The sequence below is a fragment of the Sulfitobacter sp. 1A13421 genome, from assembly GCF_043557285.1.
In the GTDB taxonomy this organism is placed as follows: domain Bacteria; phylum Pseudomonadota; class Alphaproteobacteria; order Rhodobacterales; family Rhodobacteraceae; genus Sulfitobacter; species Sulfitobacter faviae.
The window spans coordinates 1-19,003 of the sequence record NZ_JBIFFQ010000015.1 but is presented as its reverse complement, the minus strand read 5'-3'; the positions used below and the strand labels follow the sequence as shown (position 1 = coordinate 19,003).

Annotated in this window: 21 protein-coding genes, 1 tRNA gene and 1 pseudogene; 7 read left to right on the top strand and 16 right to left on the bottom strand. The window is 63.5% G+C overall.

The features are described 5' to 3' along the window. Positions 1-31: 31 nt before the first annotated feature. From ACGYLI_RS17515 to ACGYLI_RS17500, 4 genes are all read right to left on the bottom strand, one after another. Positions 32-850 carry an arginyltransferase gene (locus ACGYLI_RS17515; protein WP_394420109.1) on the bottom strand — a complete coding sequence of 273 codons (819 nt, stop codon included), beginning with the start codon at positions 848-850 and terminating at the stop codon, positions 32-34. Positions 851-922: 72 nt separating this feature from the next. Further along, positions 923-1,360, bottom strand: coding sequence for an RDD family protein (locus tag ACGYLI_RS17510; protein ID WP_067268666.1), 438 nt, complete (start codon positions 1,358-1,360; stop codon positions 923-925). Positions 1,361-1,419: 59 nt separating this feature from the next. Then, positions 1,420-1,827 (bottom strand): DUF2852 domain-containing protein, encoded by a 408-nt coding sequence (locus tag ACGYLI_RS17505; protein ID WP_209218085.1) that lies wholly within the window; start codon positions 1,825-1,827, stop codon positions 1,420-1,422. A gap of 133 nt (positions 1,828-1,960) precedes the next feature. Then, positions 1,961-2,434: a YbaK/EbsC family protein gene (locus ACGYLI_RS17500; protein ID WP_394420108.1), complete on the bottom strand. Its 474-nt coding sequence runs from the start codon at positions 2,432-2,434 to the stop codon at positions 1,961-1,963. A 115-nt stretch (positions 2,435-2,549) separates the two neighbouring features. Between ACGYLI_RS17500 and ACGYLI_RS17495 the strand changes: the two genes are divergently transcribed. From ACGYLI_RS17495 to ACGYLI_RS17480, 4 genes are all read left to right on the top strand, one after another. After that, positions 2,550-5,351, top strand: coding sequence for a glutamine-synthetase adenylyltransferase (locus ACGYLI_RS17495; protein ID WP_394420107.1), 2,802 nt, complete (start codon positions 2,550-2,552; stop codon positions 5,349-5,351). After that, on the top strand, positions 5,348-5,611 hold the full coding sequence (locus ACGYLI_RS17490) for a hypothetical protein (RefSeq protein WP_394408854.1): 264 nt from the start codon (positions 5,348-5,350) through the stop codon (positions 5,609-5,611). The genes ACGYLI_RS17495 and ACGYLI_RS17490 overlap by 4 nt, the downstream gene beginning before the upstream one ends. 62 nt (positions 5,612-5,673) lie before the next feature. Then, entirely contained in the window at positions 5,674-6,900 is a 1,227-nt protein-coding gene (locus tag ACGYLI_RS17485) for an RSP_2647 family RNA methyltransferase (RefSeq protein ID WP_394420106.1), read from the top strand. Continuing rightward, positions 6,900-7,451, top strand: a complete 552-nt coding sequence (locus ACGYLI_RS17480; protein ID WP_394420105.1) for an RSP_2648 family PIN domain-containing protein — start codon at positions 6,900-6,902, stop codon at positions 7,449-7,451. The genes ACGYLI_RS17485 and ACGYLI_RS17480 overlap by 1 nt, the downstream gene beginning before the upstream one ends. Before the next feature lies 1 nt (position 7,452). Here ACGYLI_RS17480 and ACGYLI_RS17475 read toward each other — a convergent pair whose 3' ends face one another. The 6 genes from ACGYLI_RS17475 to ACGYLI_RS17450 form a co-directional block, all read right to left on the bottom strand. After that, the gene (locus ACGYLI_RS17475; protein WP_271693509.1) at positions 7,453-8,136 is read right to left on the bottom strand and encodes a M48 family metalloprotease; all 684 of its coding nucleotides are present in this window, start codon (positions 8,134-8,136) and stop codon (positions 7,453-7,455) included. A 72-nt stretch (positions 8,137-8,208) separates the two neighbouring features. After that, positions 8,209-8,640 carry an OsmC family protein gene (locus ACGYLI_RS17470; RefSeq protein ID WP_394420104.1) on the bottom strand — a complete coding sequence of 144 codons (432 nt, stop codon included), beginning with the start codon at positions 8,638-8,640 and terminating at the stop codon, positions 8,209-8,211. Between the two features lie 71 nt (positions 8,641-8,711). Continuing rightward, on the bottom strand, positions 8,712-9,899 hold the full coding sequence (locus ACGYLI_RS17465) for a VWA domain-containing protein (protein WP_394420103.1): 1,188 nt from the start codon (positions 9,897-9,899) through the stop codon (positions 8,712-8,714). Then, a complete protein-coding gene (locus tag ACGYLI_RS17460) occupies positions 9,899-10,069 on the bottom strand; it encodes an apolipoprotein acyltransferase (protein ID WP_067262001.1) in 171 nt (56 codons plus the stop codon). The genes ACGYLI_RS17465 and ACGYLI_RS17460 overlap by 1 nt, the downstream gene beginning before the upstream one ends. A 27-nt stretch (positions 10,070-10,096) precedes the next feature. Continuing rightward, a complete protein-coding gene (locus ACGYLI_RS17455) occupies positions 10,097-11,467 on the bottom strand; it encodes a DUF2927 domain-containing protein (protein WP_394420102.1) in 1,371 nt (456 codons plus the stop codon). A 208-nt stretch (positions 11,468-11,675) separates the two neighbouring features. Beyond that, positions 11,676-12,515: a MoxR family ATPase gene (locus ACGYLI_RS17450; protein ID WP_271693512.1), complete on the bottom strand. Its 840-nt coding sequence runs from the start codon at positions 12,513-12,515 to the stop codon at positions 11,676-11,678. Between the two features lie 169 nt (positions 12,516-12,684). On the opposite strand from ACGYLI_RS17450, the gene dksA reads away from it, so the two are divergent. After that, on the top strand, positions 12,685-13,107 hold the full coding sequence (dksA, locus tag ACGYLI_RS17445; RefSeq protein ID WP_067262021.1) for an RNA polymerase-binding protein DksA: 423 nt from the start codon (positions 12,685-12,687) through the stop codon (positions 13,105-13,107). Between the two features lie 59 nt (positions 13,108-13,166). Next, positions 13,167-14,333, top strand: a complete 1,167-nt coding sequence (locus ACGYLI_RS17440) for an FAD-dependent monooxygenase (protein ID WP_394420101.1) — start codon at positions 13,167-13,169, stop codon at positions 14,331-14,333. A gap of 33 nt (positions 14,334-14,366) precedes the next feature. Here ACGYLI_RS17440 and ACGYLI_RS17435 read toward each other — a convergent pair whose 3' ends face one another. The 4 genes from ACGYLI_RS17435 to ACGYLI_RS17420 all read right to left on the bottom strand — a co-directional run bounded on the left by ACGYLI_RS17435 (position 14,367) and on the right by ACGYLI_RS17420 (position 17,528). Further along, positions 14,367-15,416, bottom strand: coding sequence for an ornithine cyclodeaminase (locus ACGYLI_RS17435; RefSeq protein WP_394420100.1), 1,050 nt, complete (start codon positions 15,414-15,416; stop codon positions 14,367-14,369). A gap of 13 nt (positions 15,417-15,429) precedes the next feature. Then, positions 15,430-16,353 carry an arginase gene (gene rocF / locus ACGYLI_RS17430; protein ID WP_394420099.1) on the bottom strand — a complete coding sequence of 308 codons (924 nt, stop codon included), beginning with the start codon at positions 16,351-16,353 and terminating at the stop codon, positions 15,430-15,432. A gap of 132 nt (positions 16,354-16,485) precedes the next feature. Further along, positions 16,486-16,953, bottom strand: a complete 468-nt coding sequence (locus ACGYLI_RS17425; RefSeq protein ID WP_394420098.1) for a disulfide bond formation protein B — start codon at positions 16,951-16,953, stop codon at positions 16,486-16,488. Further along, a complete protein-coding gene (locus ACGYLI_RS17420) occupies positions 16,950-17,528 on the bottom strand; it encodes a YqaA family protein (protein ID WP_209218107.1) in 579 nt (192 codons plus the stop codon). The genes ACGYLI_RS17425 and ACGYLI_RS17420 overlap by 4 nt, the downstream gene beginning before the upstream one ends. A 126-nt stretch (positions 17,529-17,654) precedes the next feature. Between ACGYLI_RS17420 and ACGYLI_RS17415 the strand changes: the two genes are divergently transcribed. Beyond that, positions 17,655-17,740 (top strand) — tRNA-Leu (locus tag ACGYLI_RS17415). 94 nt (positions 17,741-17,834) lie between these two features. Here ACGYLI_RS17415 and ACGYLI_RS17410 read toward each other — a convergent pair. Both ACGYLI_RS17410 and ACGYLI_RS17405 read right to left on the bottom strand, forming a co-directional pair. Then, positions 17,835-18,368, bottom strand: a complete 534-nt coding sequence (locus ACGYLI_RS17410; RefSeq protein WP_394420097.1) for a hypothetical protein — start codon at positions 18,366-18,368, stop codon at positions 17,835-17,837. 246 nt (positions 18,369-18,614) lie between these two features. Beyond that, positions 18,615-18,821 (bottom strand): annotated as a pseudogene (locus ACGYLI_RS17405) (transposase); the annotation flags it as partial. Between the last annotated feature and the right edge of the window lie 182 nt (positions 18,822-19,003).

Sequence of the window (19,003 nt, the reverse complement as noted above, 5' to 3'; positions counted from 1 at the left end):
CCGGTAATGGTGCCAAAATCAATAGGTTTCCTCAGCGTGGGCTGACATCCGGCAGGGTGATATTGGCCACCTGTTCGGCGATGGGATCGTTGCTGAGCGGATGCTGGTCGGGCACGAAACCCTCAGGATCACGCATCTTTTGCCACTGCCCGCCCATATAGACCTCAAGCCCCGAGAATTTGGCCTTATATCCCATCTTCTGGCTGCCGGGCACCCAATAGCCCAGATAGACATAAGGCAGCCCCGCCGCGCGGGCGATTTCGATATGGTCGAGGATAATGTAATTGCCCAGCCCGTTGCGGGGCCGGTCGGGGGTGTAGAAGGAATAGACCATGCTCACCCCGTCGCTCAGCACATCGGTCAGGCAGACGCCAACGAGGGCATTGTCGGCCTCGGGGTCTGTATACTCGATCACTCGGCTGCGGATCGGCGTTTCCTCGATCATTGCGGCGAATTCGAAGACATCCATATCCGCCATACCCCCATCCGCATGGCGGCTGTCGAGGTAGCTGCGGAAAAGGTCATATTGCTCTTCCGTGGCCCAAGGCGAGGTCGCGCGGCGCTTAAGCCCCGCGTTGCGGTTCAGAATGCGGCGCTGGCTTTTGCTGGGGCGAAAGGCGGCCACGTCGATCCGCGCCGAAAGGCAAGCGGCGCAATCGGCGCAGGAGGGGCGGTACAGAACATTTTGCGAGCGGCGGAAGCCTTGGCTCGACAGACTGTCATTCAGGCGAGCGGCATTATCGCCCTGAAGGGCGGTAAACAGCTTGCGCTCCATCCGGCCCTCCAGATAGGGGCAGGGTTGCGGCGCTGTGACATAGAATTGCGGTGTCAAAGGCAGTGTATGTCGCATGGGCTTCCAGCATTTATCGGGGGATGCTATCAACCACCCCCCGCTCCGCCAAGGGCAAATTTGCGTGCGCCCCTAGCGGCTGAGCCGCCGGTTCACCGGCACGGTGCCAAGCGCCATGTCCGTAAGGCTTTGGCGGCGGGCCGTGGTGCAGATGAGAACGGCCGAGACGACCTGAATGATGGTGACCGTCATCGACAGCGAATAGCCGATGGTATGCAAGAGCGCAGTCATGAAATCGAAGGGCCGGTCGCGGTGGTCGCGCAGCTCCATCGCCATCAGGCGCATCCCCCATGTGGCCGAGCCGCTGGTCAGCGTGGCCACCCGGTAGGCAAAGCCCACCACCAGCGTCAGGAAGGGGAAAAAGAACAGCCCCGTAAAGGCCGTAAACGGCAGGATCAGGACGCAAAAGAGCAGGACAAGGGTCACATCGATGACCCAAGCCAGCAGCCGCTTGCCAGCGATGCCGTCATAGAATTGCGGGTGTAGGTCGGGGTCTGGGGTCTGGGTCATGTCTTGTCCTGCGAAAGGCCCCCCGGGCCGGATGCCGGGGGGCGGAGGTCAGGGTGCGATCAGGCGTTTGTGGCCGTCTCGTCCCGCTTGGCGCGCTCGTCCATGAACTGGTCGAACTCGGCCTTGTCCTTGGCCTCGCGCAGACGCTCAAGGAAGGCTTCGAAGTTGTGCTGCTCTTCCTCCAAACGGCGCAGCGTGTCGGCCTTATAGGCGTCAAAGGCACGGTTGCCGGTGCTGCGCGACATCATCGCGCGGCTGGATTTGCGGCTGCAGGATTTCGAAGAGAACATGCGTTTGCTCCAAGTCATATAGGCAAGAAGGGCGAGGCCGAGGGGCCAGAAGAAGATGAAGCCGAGCACCATGGCGGCGATCCATGCACCTTTGCCGCGTGCGTCCATCCAGGCTTCTGTCCGGGCCAGCCAGCTGGGGCGGGGTGAGTAGGTCGGGTCGGTGGTCACTGTCGTCATTGTTGAGCCTTTCGGTCGTGACGGGCCTGTCGCCGGCCCGGGCGTTTCGGATAATGTGAATGTCTTTCACATTGAATAGATCGGAACGCCGAACCCGTTTCGCAAGGGGCTATGTGAATGTTTTTTACATTATTTAGGAAGCGACAGTGAAATCAGCGACTTGCGCACCGGAAAGCTGCGCCATCTTCTGGGGTTCAAGACAGAAAACGTGATGCGGCGTGCCCGCAGCGGCCCAGACCAGCGGGAATTGCAGCAGCTTGCGGTCAAACCAAGCGCGCGGCGGCGTGATATGCCCTAAAGGCGCGACGCCGCCGATGGCAAAGCCGGTCTGCGCCCGGATCAGCGCGGCATCGGCCTTGCCCAAAGGCTCCCCCGCCAGCGCCGCGGCCCGTTCGAGATCGACCTGCAGTGCGCCTGCGGTGATGAAGAGCAGCGCCGCCCCGCTGTCTTCGCCGCGCAGAACGATGGATTTCGCGATTTGGTCGACCGCGCAATCAAGCGCCGTGGCCGCATCCACCGCCGTCCGCGCCAAAGCCGTCTCGCGGATTTCCGGCGTCACCCCCGCAGCCTCCAGCGTGGCGCGGACCCGTTTCAAACTCTTGCTCATTCTCTGCCCCTTGTCGCATCGCGCCCCCTCGGGGCGCGCGCCAAAGTCGTAGCAAGCCCGTGCCCTGCCGCAACCCCCATTGACGCCGCTTGGATCAGCCCGCAAAGCTGGCCCCATGACAGACCCATCTCTCGCCGCCCGGATCACCCGTTCCCCCCGTGTCTATCACCGCGAACGCGCGCAGGATGCGGCGGCGCTGCTGCCCGATCTCGCGCCGGAGTTGCGCGAAATGATCTCGGCTGCGGCCTCGACCGCGCCCTATCTGATGGCGCTTTTGGAGAAAGAGGCGGGCTGGCTGAGCGCGGCGGTGGCCAATCCCGAAGCCGCTCTGGCCGAAAATTGCGCAGCAGCAGCGGAACTGGCCCCCGATCGGCTTGCCGATGGTCTGCGGCAGGGCAAGCGGCGAATGGCGCTGCTGACCGCGCTGGCCGATCTGGGCGGGGCATGGTCGCTGGAAGAGGTGACAGGTGCGCTGACGGAATACGCCGATGCCGCCTGCGGCGCGGCCCTGCGGGCGGGGCTGGCGGCCCAGATCAAGCGCGGCAAGCTGCCGGGCATGACGATGAACGATCTTTCCGATTGCGCGGGCATGGTCGTCTTTGCCATGGGCAAGATGGGCGCGGGGGAGCTGAACTATTCCTCCGACATCGACCTGATCTGCCTTTTCGACGAAAGCCGTTTTGCGCCTGATGATTTCCACGCCGCCCGCAGCGCCTTCGTCAAAGCCACGCGGGCCATGTCGGGCACGCTGAGCGATATCACCGCCCAAGGCTATGTCTTCCGCACCGATCTGCGTTTGCGCCCCGACCCGGCGGTCACCCCCGTCTGCATCGCGATGGAGGCGGCGGAGCGCTACTACGAAAGCCTTGGCCGCACATGGGAGCGCGCGGCCTATATCAAGGCCCGCCCCGCAGTGGGCGACATCGCGGCGGGCGAGGCGTTTTTGCAATCGCTTCGCCCCTTCGTCTGGCGCCGTCATCTGGATTTCGCCGCGATCCAAGACGCCCATGACATGCGGCTGGCGATCCGTGAGCATAAGGGCTTGGGCGGCCCGATCACCCTGCCGGGGCATGACATGAAACTGGGCCGCGGCGGCATCCGCGAGATCGAGTTTTTCACCCAGACCCGGCAGCTCATCGCCGGGGGCCGGGATGCGGACCTGCGACCCCGTGGCACGCTGGCGGGATTGCGCGTGCTGGCCGAAAAGGGCTGGGTGCCCGAGGAGGTGGCCGAGACGCTTGGTGATCACTACCGCGCGCATCGCACGGTCGAGCACCGATTGCAGATGGTGCAAGACGCCCAGACCCACACGCTGCCCCGAAACGACGCCGATTTTGACCGGCTGGCCGCCATGATGGATATGGATGTCAAGGACTTACAGGCCGATCTTCATGAGCGTCTGCAAGCCGTACACGACCTGATCGAAAGCTTTTTCGCCGCCACGAGGGAAGAGCCCGAAGCCGCCCGCCCGGCGCATCAATTCGACACCTCGGTGCTGGACCGTTGGCCCAGCTATCCCGCGCTGCGTTCGGAGCGGGGGGCGGATATTTTCGGACGGTTGAAGCCACTGCTGCTCGACCGTCTGGCGCAATCGGCCAAGCCGGATGAGGGGCTTTTGGCCTTCGACGGCTTTCTCGCGGGACTGCCCGCCGGGGTTCAGCTCTTCTCGCTTTTGCGGGCCAATCCGCAACTGGGCGATCTCTTGGTGGATATCGTCGCCACATCGCCCGCGCTTGCCACGCATCTGTCGCGCAACTCCGGCGTCTTCGACGCGGTGATCGGTGGCGATTTCTTCTCGGACTGGCCGGGCCAGATCAAACTGACCGAGATGCTGGCGCAGCACCTTGCGGGGGAGGCGGATTATGAATTGCGCCTTGACGGCACCCGCCGTTGGGCGCGCGAATGGCATTTTCGGATCGGCGTCCATCTGCTGCGCGGGTTGATCGACGCGGCCACCGCCGGGCGGCAGTATGCCGAGCTTGCCCAAGCCGTCTTGCAGGCGCTTTGGCCCGTGGTCGTCGATCAATTCGCCACCCGCCATGGCCCGCCTCCGGGGCGCGGGGCGGTGATCCTTGGCATGGGCTCGCTCGGGGCCGGGCGGCTCACGCCGACTTCGGACCTCGATATGCTGGTGATCTATGACGCCGATGGGGTGGAGAGTTCCGATGGCCCCAAGCCCCTCGCCACGCGCAGCTATTACGCGCGGCTGACCCAAGCGATGATTACCGCGATGACCGCGCCGATGGCGCAAGGCAAGCTTTACGACATCGACATGCGCCTGCGCCCTTCGGGCAATCAGGGGCCTGTGGCGACCAGCCTTGCCAGTTTCGAGAGCTATCAGAAAGAGCAGGCGTGGGTGTGGGAGCATCTGGCCCTCACCCGCGCGCGGGTGATCGCGGGGGCCGAGGATCTGGGCCGTGATGTCGAAGCGCTCTGCAAAGATATCCTTGGCCGTGCCGCCCCGCGCGACAAGGTGCTGAGCGAGGTCGCCAAGATGCGCCGCCGCATCGCCGCCGCCCGAAGCCCCAGCGGGCCGCTCGACGCCAAGACCGGCGCGGGCCGTTTGCAGGACATCGAACTCTTCGCACAGGCCGGCGCGCTCATCGGGGGCACCGGCGCGCGTGAGATCGACGCGGGGCTTGCAGCTGCGCAAAGTGAAGGCGTGATCGATGCCGAAGGAGAGGCCGCGCTTTTTTCGGCCTATACCGACGCTTGGACCCTGAACTGCGCCGCGCGGCTGCTCTCGGCCAATCCTATCGACGCTGGGGCCATGGGGCAGGCGGGGGCAAGCTTCCTTTGCCGTGTGCTAGCCTGCGACGACCTCTCGGCGTTGGAGCGCAAGATGCAGGAGGATTACGCGACGGCTGCCGAGATCATCGACGCAGCGCTGCCAGCGGCGGGGCAGGAGGAAGCATGAGCGATCCCGATGACCCAAAGGGCCTGATCCGCGAATCCTACCGGATGGAGGGGATCGGTGCCGCCGAATGCCGCAGCATCTTTCTCGACTGGGCCCTGAGCCTGCCCGACGGACACGACAGCAGCGCCGCCATTACCCGATTGCTGGAACGGCACCGCGCCGCCGCAGATCACCCGATGACCCAAGTGCTGCGCGAGGGGCAGACGACGCTGACCACCCCGCGCCGCCGGGGCGGCTGGCGGGGCAGGGCGCGCAACTGACCGCCGATCGGGGCTTGCGAAACCTCTTTCCCCAGCCGCGCGAACGCAGTACGAGGGGCGCTATGACAACGCCCCAAACCCCCTCCGCCCCGCAGCCTGCCACACGTCCCGTGGTGCGCCTATTGCCCAAGGCCAACGCCCGCGCCATCCGCCACGGCTTTCCTTGGGTCTATGCCAATGAATTGGTCACCGACCGCCGCACGCGCGGGCTCGCCCCCGGCACGCTGGCGCTGTTGGAGGATGCCGAGCGCAAGCCGATGGGGCTGGTCGCGGTCAATCCGAATTCCAAGATCATCGCCCGGATGATCGACCAAGACGCCGAGGCGCATATCGATCAGGCCTGGTTCGAAGCCCGCCTTAATCGCGCCCTTCAACTGCGCAGCCAGCTTTACGATCAACCCTATTACCGCCTGATCCACGCCGAGGCCGATGGCCTGCCGGGTGTCATCATCGACCGTTTCGGCGATACCTGCGTGATCCAACCCAATGCCGCTTGGGCAGACGCGCTGATTGAGCCGCTCGTCGCCGCGCTGCAATCCGTGACGGGCGTGCACAACGTACTCAAAAACGCCTCAGGCCGGACCCGCAAGCTCGAAGGGCTAGACGATGCCTCGGCCACGTTGGCAGGCGAAACGCCCGAGGGGCCGCTGCCGGTGCCGATGAATGGCGCGACCTATATGGCCGACCTCACCGGCGGGCAGAAAACCGGCCTGTTCTACGACCAACGCCCGAACCACGCCTTTGCCGCCAATCTCGCGCGGAATGGCGCGCGGGTGCTCGATGTCTTCTCCCATGTCGGCGGCTTCTCCCTCGCAGCACTTGCGGGCGGCGCATCCTCGGCGCTGGCGGTGGACGGCTCCGCCCCCGCGCTGGAACTAGCCGAGGCCGGGGCGACGGCGATGGGCATGCAAGACCGTTTCGCCACCCGCCAAGGGGATGCTTTCGACGTGCTCACCGCCCTGCGGGACGAGGGCGAGACTTTCGACGTGGTGATCTGCGACCCGCCCGCCTTTGCCCCCTCGCGCCAAGCGGTTGACGCGGGGCTTCGTGCCTATGAACGCGTCGCGCGGCTCTCGGCGCAGCTGGTGGCAGAGAATGGCATTCTAGGGCTCTGCTCCTGCTCACACGCCGCTGATCTGAACCAATTCCGCACTGCTTCGGTGCGCGGCATCGGTCGGGCCGGACGCCGCGCCATGCTGCTGCACACCGGCTTCGCCGGGGCGGACCACCCGCAACTGCCGCAGCTTGCGGAAAGCGGGTATCTCAAGTCGCTGTTCTTCCGCCTGTGATGGAAACGCGCCCCCGCGTGCTGATCGACACTTGCGTGCTTTACCCCACGGTGATGCGCGAAATGGTGCTCGGCGTGGCCGCAGGGGGCGCGTTCGAGCCGATTTGGTCGGCGCGTATCTTGGAGGAATGGGCCCGCGCGGCAGTCAAACTTGGCCCCGCGGGCGAAGCGCAGGCACGGGCCGAGATCGCGCTGTTGCGCGGCAATTGGCCGGGGGCCGAACGCGAGGCTTCCCCCGGTCTACAAGCGCGGCTCTGGCTGCCGGATGAGAATGACATCCATGTGCTGGCCGTCGCCGTGGCCAGCAGCGCCGATATGATCCTTACGCTGAACGCCAAGGACTTCCCGCGCCAAATCCTCGCCGAAGAGGGGCTGAGCCGCGCCGATCCCGACAGCTACCTGCACGGCATCTGGCAGGCGACGCCGGAGATGGTCACCCCCGTGGCCGAAGCCGTTCTGCAAGAGGCGCGGCGGCTTTCCGGTGAGCCATGGGAGATGCGCGCGCTGCTGAAAAAGGCGCGGCTGCCCCGGCTGGCAAAGGCTCTGAGCTAGGTCAGCCGTCCCACCGCAACTGCATTTGCCGCAGCTTGTCGATCCGCTCTTCCGTCTTTGGATGGCTCAACAACCACGCGGGCGGACGGTTGCCGCCGGATTGGCTGAGCGCGTCCAGCTTTTCAAACAGGGAGATTTGCGGGCCAATGCCGATCCCGGCCTTGGTGAGCAGGGCGGCGGCATAGGCGTCGGCCTCATATTCATCGTTACGCGACAGCCGCGCGGCAAGCAGGCTGGTCAGCCCGCTGGCGATCCAGACGCCGATGCCGGGAATGAGCCGCCCCAGCACCATCGCAAGGGCAGTGCGCAGGGCGTTCTGGCCCGAGAAATCAATCATCCGGCGACGCGAATGGCCAAGCGCGACATGGCCCAATTCATGGGCGATGACGCTTGCCAATTCTTCAGCCGTTACAGCACCTTGGCGGAATTTGTTATAGAAGCCGCGGGTAATGAAAATCCGCCCATCGGGGGCCGCTAGCCCGTTGACGGGTTCGATCTCATAGAGATGCACCTTGATGCGCGGCAGGTCGAGCGCGCGGGCCATGCGGTTGCTGATCTCGTTCAACTTCGGATCGACCAGCGGCGTCGATTTCGCATCCAACTCCCGCGCCGTGCGCCAAGCCGAAAAACGGTACATCGCCAGCGCATAGAGGATGGCGAGGAGGATGGGGATAACGCGGATCATGCGCCCAATATGGGGAGCGGGGGGACCGGGGGCAAGCGGCCATGGCCTGCGCCCCGGTCGTATTCTTGGCGATCAGACGAGTTTCGCGTCCATCGTGATCTCAGCCGTCAGCAGTTTGGAGATCGGGCAGTTCTCCTTGGCGGTTTTCGCCGCCTCATCGAAGTCTTCCTGCGACGCGCCGGGGATGCTGGCCTCGACCGTCAGATGCACTTTCGGCACATGAAAGCCGCCGTCTTTCTCTTCCAGATGGACCTCGGCCTTGGTCTCGATACTGTCGGGCGTCAGGTCGCTTTGCCCGAGGATCATCGACAGGGCCATGGAAAAGCAGGAGGCATGGGCCGCACCGATCAACTCTTCGGGGTTGGTGCCATGTTTGCCCTCGAAACGGGTGTTGAAGCCGTAAGGCTGGTCGGACAGCACGCCGCTTTCGGTCGAGACATGGCCGTTGCCCTCCTTGAGCGAGCCTTCCCATTTCGCGCGGCCAGATTTGATGATCGGGGACATTCTATTTCCTTCCACATTGCTTGCCTTCGCTCCCTGAGGTGGCGCGGCGCAGCAGGGTGTCAAGGAAGGGGTCAGCGCGTCATGGTCTTGATGCCGCGGCTCAAGCCTTCGAGCGTCATCGGCACCATGGCCTCGGGGCCGAAAATCTCTTGGATCATCGCGATGGATTGGGTGTAGCCCCACTGCCGTTCGGGGACGGGGTTAATCCACAGATGGTTCGGCCACTGGTCCCGCGCACGCGCCAGCCATGTGGCACCGGCCTCGGCATTCCAGTGCTCATTCGCGCCGCCCGGATAGGCGATCTCATAGGGCGACATAGAGGCATCGCCCACGAAAATGCATTTGTAGTCAGAGCCATAGCTGCGCAGCACCTCATGGGTGGGGATCTGCGCGTCCCAGCGGCGGCGGTTATCGCGCCAAACGCCTTCGTAGAGGCAGTTGTGAAAATAGAAATGTTCGAGATGTTTGAACTCGCCCTTCGCGGCGCTGAACAGCTCCTCAACCACTTTTACATGCGGGTCCATCGAGCCGCCGACGTCGAGAAACAGCAGCACTTTCACCGCATTGCGCCGCTCAGGCCGGGTCTTGACGTCGAGATAGCCGTGTTCCGCTGTGGCGCGGATCGTACCGTTGAGGTCAAACTCCTCTGCCGCGCCATCGCGCGCCCAACGGCGCAGGCGTTTCAGCGCCAGTTTGATATTGCGTGTGCCGATCTCGACATTGTCGTCGAGGTTGCGGAACTCACGTTTGTCCCAGACCTTGACCGCGCGTTGGTGGCGGCTTTCCTTCTGGCCGATCCGCACGCCTTCGGGGTTGTAGCCGTAGGCGCCGAAGGGCGAGGTGCCCGCCGTGCCGACCCATTTGGAGCCGCCCTGATGCCGGCCCTTCTGTTCCTCCAGCCGCTTTTTCAGCGTCTCCATCAGCTTGTCGAAACCGCCCATGGCTTCGATCTCGGCCTTTTCCTCAGGCGTGAGGTGCTTTTCGGCCATCTTGCGCAGCCAGTCTTCGGGCAGGTCCACGGCGTCGAGCACATCGTCGAGGCTGATCTTCTCCAACCCTTTGAAGGCGGCGGCGAAGGCGCGGTCGAACTTGTCGATGTTGCGCTCATCTTTGACCATCGACACGCGGGCGAGATAGTAAAACGCCTCCACGTCATAGGTCGCAAGCCCCGCTTTCATGCCTTCCAGAAAGGCCAGAAACTCCCGCAAGGAGACCGGAACATTGTGGCGGCGCAGCTGATCGAAGAAGGGCAGAAACATCAGACGCTCAATGCGCGGTCCAGCAGAACCGTGGCGATCATGCCGACGATGAGAAAGGCCATGCCATAGCCCGCGGCATATTGCGCGATGTCCTTGCGGTTGCCGCCGCGTTTGCGCGCGGTCAGCCCGCCGATAATCGCGCCGATCAATGCCAATCCGAGTGCTATCATAACCTATTGCCCGTTTGTTTCGCGGGCCTATCCTTTGCGCGGGTTCAGGCTTGCGATCTCGCGCAGCTTGGCCCGCACGGCCCAGTCAGGGCCAAAGCCGTATCGCGCCCAGCCGATGCTGTCCAGCCTGACGCGGCGCGCCTCAATGCCGCGGCCTTCGATCTCAAGCGCTTCGGCTTTGAGCAGCATGAGCGTGGCCAGAAGGGCGGCGTTTTCGCTGGCTTCGGCCACGGGCAGATGCGGCGCGATCAGGGCCAGGGCGCCTGCGCCGTCGCCGATGGTCACCGCATAGCCTGCCCGCTGGGTGGCGACATAGGCGCGGTGCAGCGTGGTGCCGGGGGTGCGGGCATAGAGGGCGTCGGCGGTTTGGTAATGCGCCTGTGCGGCGGCGGGTTCGGTCATCTGGATGACCCGGCCCATGGCGTAATGCGAAAAGGCGTGGCGGTTGTCCTGCCAGCCCTGCGTCTCGGCGACGCGCAGCGCGTCACGGGCGGCCTTCAGCCGGGCGTTACGGCTCACGTCGCGGCCAAGCGCGGTCTGGATCGCGCGGCTCCAGACCTGCGGCGTGGCGCGGGCGGGGCGGGGGGCGACGGTGCCGCCTGCGGGGTTCACCCGTGCCAGAATGCCCGGCAAGCGGGCGGCCACCTCCTCGCGGTTCATGCCCGAGCGCAGCGCAGGGTCGTAGTAAATGCGCAGCACCAGCATGTCGAAACCACTCAGCACCGTATGAACATTGTCGTCGTTAAACACCGAATCCGGCAGGCGGTAGAGGTCGTTCAGCGGCCCAAGCGCTTGGGCCAATTCCTCATGCAGGCAGTCGCGGCTTTCCTGCGGGCTCACGTCATTGGGCAGGAAGATCGCCAGCTTGCGCCGCTCGGTCAGGCGGGTCCAATCGGTGGCGGGCGAGCGGCGCGCGCGGCGGTATTCCTCAAGCGTGCTGACGTTTGGCACTACGAAACAGGCCGCCTGCGGCAAGAGCCGGCGGATTTGGCTGCGGTTCACCGCTTGAATGGTGATGCCGGCCTCTCCGCCCGTGACCTCCCGCAGTTCGATCCCGGCCTCGCGGCGCAGACGGGCCAGCAGACGCGCAAGGTCCGGCCCCAGTGTGGCAGGCGGTTGGCCCAGAACGCGCAGGGTGATCGGCCCCTCGAAACGGGTCAGAACGGGCAGGGCGCGGCCACTTTCCATCCGGAAGGACAGGTCGAGGAAATCCTCCGCCAGCGCGGCATTCGACACATGCGGCTGAGCGGGGCGGGCTTGGGTGAACTGCTTCATCGGGGGCAGGGTGCTGTCGGCGATGACCGCGCGGGTTGCCACCTCGGAATGCGAGGCGGGCACGCAGGCGTTCAGCAGCAGCATCAGCGGCAGGATCAACCGTGCCTTCAGCCCGCGCCTCATGCGCCCGGGCCTATCATTGGGCGTACCAGCCCTGATCTAGTGGAAAATGCGCATGGCGCCGTCGCTGATTGTCCTTGCATCTGCCTGCCCCATCGGTCGTTTCAACCCGGGTCTTTGCGCCCGTGATTGACCTCAGCCTAGGCAGGCGAAAAATCAAAAGCGAGGAAAATACCCGCTTTTGACGTAAAGTCGCACTTGTGTTGCCGCCCTACCGCTGACGCCGCGCCATAAAGGCCAGCCGCTCGAACAGATGCACGTCCTGCTCGTTCTTCAACAGCGCGCCGTGCAGCTTGGGCAGGGCGTTGGGGCCGTCCTTGGCAAGATCTTCGGCGTCCATATCCTCGGCCAGCAAAAGCTTCAGCCAGTCCAGCACTTCGGAGGTCGAGGGTTTCTTCTTCAGCCCCTGCTGCTCGCGGATCTCGTAGAATTGCGTTAGCGCGGTGGTCAGCAGCTGTTGCTTGATGCCCGGATGGTGCACTTCGACGATCTGTTTCAGTGTCTCCATGTCGGGGAATTGGATGTAATGAAAGAAGCAGCGGCGCAGGAAGGCGTCGGGCAGTTCTTTTTCGTTGTTCGAGGTGATGATGACGATGGGGCGCTGGCGCGCGCGGATCGTCTCGCCCGTCTCATAGACGAAGAATTCCATCTTATCGAGTTCCTGCAACAGGTCGTTGGGAAACTCGATGTCGGCCTTGTCGATCTCGTCAATCAAAAGCACGACCTTCTCATCCGCTTCGAAAGCCTGCCAGAGCTTGCCCTTGCGGATGTAGTTCTTGACGTCATGAACCCGTTCGTCGCCCAACTGGCTGTCGCGCAGACGGTTCACGGCGTCATACTCGTACAGGCCCTGCTGCGCGCGGGTGGTCGATTTGATGTTCCATTCGATCATCCGCAGGCCCAAAGCGTCGCTCACCTGCCGCGCAAGCTCGGTCTTGCCGGTGCCGGGCTCGCCCTTCACCAGCAATGGCCGCTCCAGCGTCACCGCCGCATTGACGGCAATTTTCAGGTCCTCGGTGGCGACGTAGTCTTTGGTGCCTTGGAATTTCATCTTGTTTTCAACCTCGTGTGACGGGCGCTTGATCCTTGGCCTTTAACCAAAAATCAAAGGGATTGTGTAGTGACAATTGTTACCCGCTCAGATAGACGCTGCGGCAGGGGACGATGTCGGGAGACAGGCCTTTTTAATGTCTGAATTGAAAAACGCCGGGGAAAAACAAATGAAGCAGGAAATCTTCCTGCCGGACGACTATCGTCCGGCCGAGGACGAGCCATTCATGAATGACCGTCAGCTTGAGTACTTTCGGCGCAAGCTGATCAACTGGAAAGCGGAACTGTTGGCAGGCAGCCGCGACACCATCGAAACACTGCAAGACGGCACCCGGAACATCCCGGATGTGACCGACCGCGCCTCGGAAGAGACCGACCGCGCTTTGGAACTGCGCACCCGGGATCGGGCGCGTAAACTGGTCGGCAAGATCGACGCGGCGCTGCGGCGGATCGACGAGGGAGAGTTCGGTTACTGCATGGTCACCGGCGATCCGATCTCGCTCAAACGGCTGGACGCGCGGCCCATCGCCACCATGACCCTTGAGGCGCAAGAGCGTCACGAGCGGCGCGAGAAAGTCCACCGCGACGACTGACATCACCTGAAACACCACACGCCGGGGCAAATGCTTCGGCGTTTGTGGTTGGGGCGCGAATGAAACCTTCCAATGCGATTGTCGTAGGCGGCGGGATCGGCGGGCTGGCGCTGGCCACGGCGCTGGCGCGGCGTGGCGTGGCCGTGACCCTGCTCGAACAGGCCGCCCGCTTTTCCGAGATCGGTGCCGGGCTTCAGATCAGCCCCAATGGCCTCGCCGTCCTGCGCGGGTTGGGGCTTGAGCGTGGGTTGGCGGCACGCGGTGCGGTGCGCGGGCAGGCCGTACGGCTTTGCGACTATTCCAAGGGCGGCCAAGTGGCGCGGCTGGACCTGACCCGCCTGCCGGAGGATCAGCGTTATTACTTCCTCCACCGTGCCGATCTGATCGACCTCCTGCGCGAGGCCGCACAGCGGGCCAATGTTAGTTTCGAGACCAATGCGCAGGTCGCCTCCATCCATCCCGGTGCGCTGCCACAGGTACAGATGGCCCGCGGCGGGCGGCGGCGGGCGGAACTGGTGGTGGCTGCCGATGGCATTCATTCGGTCGGGCGGGTGCAGTTGAACGGGGCGGATCAGGCCCGTTTCTCAGGGCAGGTCGCGTGGCGGGCGCTCATTCCCAACGTGGTCGATCATCCGCCCGAGGCGCGGGTCACCATGGGGCCGGGGAAACATCTGGTCAGCTATCCGCTGCGTGAGGGGCGTATGGTCAACCTCGTGGCCGTGGAAGAGCGTGACGATTGGGCCGCCGAAGGCTGGCACCATCGCGACGATCCCGCCAACCTGCGCCGCGCCTTTGCCGGTTTCGGGGCGGAGGCCGCGCAGATGTTGAAGGCGGTGGAGGAGGTCACCCTCTGGGGGCTGCACCACCACCCCGTCGCCGCCAATTGGCAGGCAGAGGGTGTCGCGCTTTTGGGCGACGCGGCCCATCCGACACTGCCCTTTCTGGCGCAAGGGGCCAATATGGCGTTGGAGGATGCATGGGTTTTGGCCGATTGCCTGACCCGCTATCCGCGCGACGCGGCGCTCACCGCCTATCAGGCCGCGCGTATCGACCGAGCACGGCGCATCGTGAAAACCTCCGAAGGCAACGCCACTCGCTATCATCTACGCTCAGGTCCGATACGCTTTGCGGCCCATACCGGCCTGCGCATCGCCTCAACGCTGGCCCCCGGCGCGATGCTGCGGGCTTTCGATTGGCTCTACGCCCATGACGTGACCAAAGGGTAAAGGCCGCCGCTCAAGAACGGCGGCCCTGAGCGCTTAGCCCGCGCGTTGCAGCATCCCGAAAAGGTCACGCGGGTCGTCCGGATCGGCCAGCAGATCAAGCGGTTGGAACAGGCCGGTCTCGGCAATCTGGTCGCGGACATAGCGCAGGGCCGAGAAATCTTCGATCGCGAAGCCCACGGAGTCGAACAGGGTGATCTGTTGCGCATCGCGGCGGCCCTCGGCCTGACCGGACAGCACCTGCCAGATCTCGGTGACCGCGTGATCAGGTTCCAACTGCTGAATCTCGCCCTCGATCCGTGTTTGCTCGGGGAATTCGACGAAGATGTCCGAGCGGTGCAGGATAGCGGGCGCCAGTTCCGTCTTGCCCGGGCAATCGCCGCCGATCGCGTTGATATGCACGCCCGAGCCGACCATGTTGTCGGTCAGGATCGTGGCATATTGCTTGTCCGCCGTGCAGGTCGTGATGATCTGCGCGCCCATGATCGCTTCTTCGGCGGTGTCACATTCCACCACCTTGATGCCATGGCCCTGAAGGTTACGCGCGCATTTCGCGGTCGCTGCGCGGTCGATATCGTAGAGCCGCACCTCGTCCACGCCGCAGATCGCCTTCATGGCGAGGCTCTGGAACTCGGACTGCGCGCCGTTGCCGATCATCGCCATGACCCGGCTGCCCTTGGGCGCCAGCAGCCGCGCCACCACCGCCGAAGTCGCCGCCGTGCGCAGGGCGGTGAGGATCGTCATCTCGGTCAGCAGCACCGGATAGCCGTTGGCCACATTGGCCAAAAGGCCAAAGGCGGTCACGGTCTGGAAGCCGGTCTTGGTATTGTCGGGGTGGCCGTTGACGTATTTGAAACCGTAGACATCGCCGTCCGAGGTCGGCATCAATTCGATCACGCCCTTCTCGGAATGGCTCGCCACGCGCGGGGTCTTGTCGAAAAGCTCCCAACGTTTGAAATCGGCTTCGATGTAGTCGGCCAGCCCGCGGAGCATCTCCTCCACCCCGACATGGTGGATGAGCTTCATCATCTGGTCGACGGAAACGAAAGGCACCAGCGCCTTGTCGGAGGGTTTGAGGTTGGTCATCTTGGGTCTCCAATCAATATGCGCGTGTGGGGCGGTCAAAGACGCGGCGGCCAAAGGCCGAGGCGGTGAGGTCGACCATCAGCTGCGCGGTGCGCCCGCGTTCATCGAGGAAGGGGTTCAACTCGACCAGATCGAGCGAGGTCATAAGACCGCTGTCCGAGAGCATCTCCATCACCAGATGGCCCTCGCGCACGGTGGCACCGCCCGGCACGGTGGTGCCCACGGCGGGCGCGACTGACGGGTCGAGGAAATCGACATCGAGCGAGACATGCAGCATGCCGCCCGCCGCCGCGACCTTGTCGAGGAAGCGCTGCAGCGGCTTGGCGATGCCGCTCTCGTCGATCTCGCGCATGTCGACGTAAGTAACGGTGGTTTCCTGCAACGCGGCACGTTCGGCCGCATCGACGGAGCGCAGCCCGATCATGGCGATGTTGTCATGGGGCAGGGGGCTGTCGATCACGGGGAAGCCGTCAAACCCCTCGCGCCCGGTGACATAGCCCAACGGCGTGCCGTGCAGATTGCCGCTGTCGCTGGTCTGGGGCGTGTGGAAATCCGTATGCGCATCGAGCCAGAGCACGAAGAGCGGGCGGCCCGCCTTCTCGGCGTGGCGCATCGCGCCCAGCACGGTGCCAAGCGCCAGCGCGTGGTCGCCACCCATGAAGATCGGCAGCCCGTCGTCCATCGCCGCATCGGCGGCGGCGGCGAGGCTCTCGGTCCAGGCGATGGTCTCTTCCAGCGCGTGCAGCTTCTCATGCTCTTTGGCGTGGTAGGGGGCAGGGGCCACATTGCCGCGGTCGGTCACGCTATGGCCAAGGTCGCGCAGCGCGCGCTCCAGCCCCGCGGTACGATAGGCGTCCGGCCCCATCAGGCAGCCGCGACGGCGCTTGCCGCTGTCCAGCGGAACGCCCAGCAAAATACAGTTCTGTTGGTTCGACATGGGGGACTCCTGAGATGTTTGATCTCAGATAATCCGCGCATCTGTCGAACGACAAGCCGTCAAACTGTCCGTTTCGGGGGTGTTTTTGACAAACTGGAAGGTCGCCTGTCCAGTTTGTCAGGTTCTCGTCTTTCAGACCGCCTTCCGCGCGGCAGCGACCCAAAGGCCGACCAAGATGAAAGAGAAAATCGCGTTCCACCCGGCCATCGACAGGCCCAGAAACTGCCAGACGATCTCATCGCACATGACCAAGCCGCTGGGGCCTTCGGTCGACAGCAGTGACCCGCCATCGAGGCTGCCCAAATCCATGCCGCCGCCGGTGCAGGAGCTTGGCCCCGGCCACCAGCCCCATTCCACACCGGCATGAAAGACGCCGATCAGCGCAGTCACCGCCGCCGCCAAGGCGCCGAGCCAAGCCAGCACGCGCGGCCCGCCAAGCAGTACGATTGCCCCAATCAGCACCGCCGCCGCATGGGGCCAGCGCTGCCAAAGGCACATCTGACAGGGCGCGTAGCCGCCCAGATGTTGAAACCCGAAAGCGCCTAGCAACAGCGCGGCCGAGCCGAGTGTCGCCAGTGATGTCAATGTCTTACCCGTCATAGTACCTTCACCACCATGAAGCCGCCGATCAGCAGGGCGACGGCCAATGTGAACATCAAACCCAAGCGCCGTTCAATGAAGTCTCGGATCGGTGCGCCAAAGCGCCACAGCAGCCCCGCCACGACAAAGAACCGCAGCCCGCGGGCGAGGATCGAGGTCATGATAAAGGTGCCAAGCGGCATACCCGTCCAGCCCGACATGATCGTGATGACCTTGTAAGGGAAGGGGGTGACCCCGGCGACCAGCACCGCCCAAAAGCCCATGTCATTGAACCGGGTCGAGAATTCCGCCATCGCATCGGTCTTGCCGAGACTTGCAAGGATCGGCTGGCCGAGGTTCTCAAAGGCCAGCGCGCCGATGGCATAACCCAAAAGCCCGCCCAAGACCGACGCGAGCAGCGCCACCCCGGCGATCAGCCAAGCGCGATTTGGCCGCGCGATGATCATCGGGATCATCAGGATGTCAGGGGGGATCGGAAAGAAGGAGCTTTCGACAAAAGCGACAACGGCAAGCGCCCAGAGGGCATGGCGGTGTTGGGCCAGGCCCAGGGTCCAGTCATAAAGGCGGCGGATCATTATCGGGGGCTCCGGCTGTTTTGAATGCCTCACCATGTCGCGCGTCCAAGGTCAAGCAACTGGGCGCGCAGCGCGGGTGAAAATCCACTTGCTCCTGCCGCTTTTGCAGGCTACATCGCCCTACGTGCCCAAGTGGCGGAATGGTAGACGCAGGGGATTCAAAATCCCCCGCTGGTGACAGCGTGCCGGTTCGAGTCCGGCCTTGGGTACCAATCGCAAAGCATTGCAATTGCAAGAAAAAAACCGCCGGTTGTCAGACCGGCGGTTTTTTCATTTCTTACGTGACTCCCACGGCTGACTCCCACTTCACTCTTGGAATCGTCGCAGTTGAGCTGTGCGAGACATCGCTTTCTGGTTCGCTTCTTTGCGGTACTTTGCGACTGTTTCGAGGCTCTGGCCGGTCACAGCTTGGATCTCTGCATCCGAGTAACCAGCTTCCGCAAGTTCAACGCACGCGCGCTTTCGAAGCTCATGAAGGCTATAACGCTTCGCGTCATCGTCGTGTGTTGCGGCGAGCTCTGTGAGCGTGGAGCGCCACGAGCGAAACGACTTCTCGATTTCGTCATAGGAGCGCGGGGCTACATCTGTTTTGGAAAGCACATGCCTTGGGCCTTCGTCGAGGCTTTCAACCACCATTCGGAGACGTACAGGGCAATAGATATCGAATGTCTCATTACCCTTTTCATCCACGACGGTGACCCACTCCCCGTTGAAAGAGCTCCTGAGCATCTTGATCGCTGCAGCAGGCCTTTGACCGGTGCCAAAGATCAGTTCTCCTCCAATCCGTACGTCGTCGGGGGCATTAGAAAGTGCATCGAGAAGCCAGTCGGGCCACGCCAAGAATGAGCGCTGAGCGCCATATTTGTCTACCCCCTTGACGGGGTTGTCTCCGGTCCCCTATCACCGTGTCACATGGACCGATAGTTGGCTGTTTCTCCTCTGAGCCGCTCTTGCAGCGTCTGCTCACTGCGTCTCAAGAGTGAGGATTGGCCAACTTGTTCTCAGGCGAAGAAAATAATTTGCGAAAATCGGTGTCGGAGTTTGCAAAGAGGCGAGGGATACAGAGGCTCCCCGCAGCCCTCACCTTGCCAGCAAGCGATTGGCATTCTCATCTTCCAGCGCCTTCAGCCGCGCCGCCTCCGATACCTCCATGCCGCCGTACTTGGACTTCAGCTTGTAATAGGTCGCCGGACTCAGCCCATGCTGACGGCACACCTACGCCGTCGGCATCCCGGCTTCCTGCTTTTTGATCTTCCCGATGATTTGCGCCTCGGTGAAACGGCTCTTACGCATTCGTCTGCTCCTACATAGGTTGGGCAGACTCTTCTTACTGGTGAGGAATTTTGCGGTCGGCACGTCAAAGGCGTTCGCGCTCAACTTAAGCGACGGATTTCTGCGTGTGAACAAGCATGCAATTTTGACCCCGTAGAGGGGTGATCGGCGTCCAAAAATGACCCCCTTACACTGATGTGGAT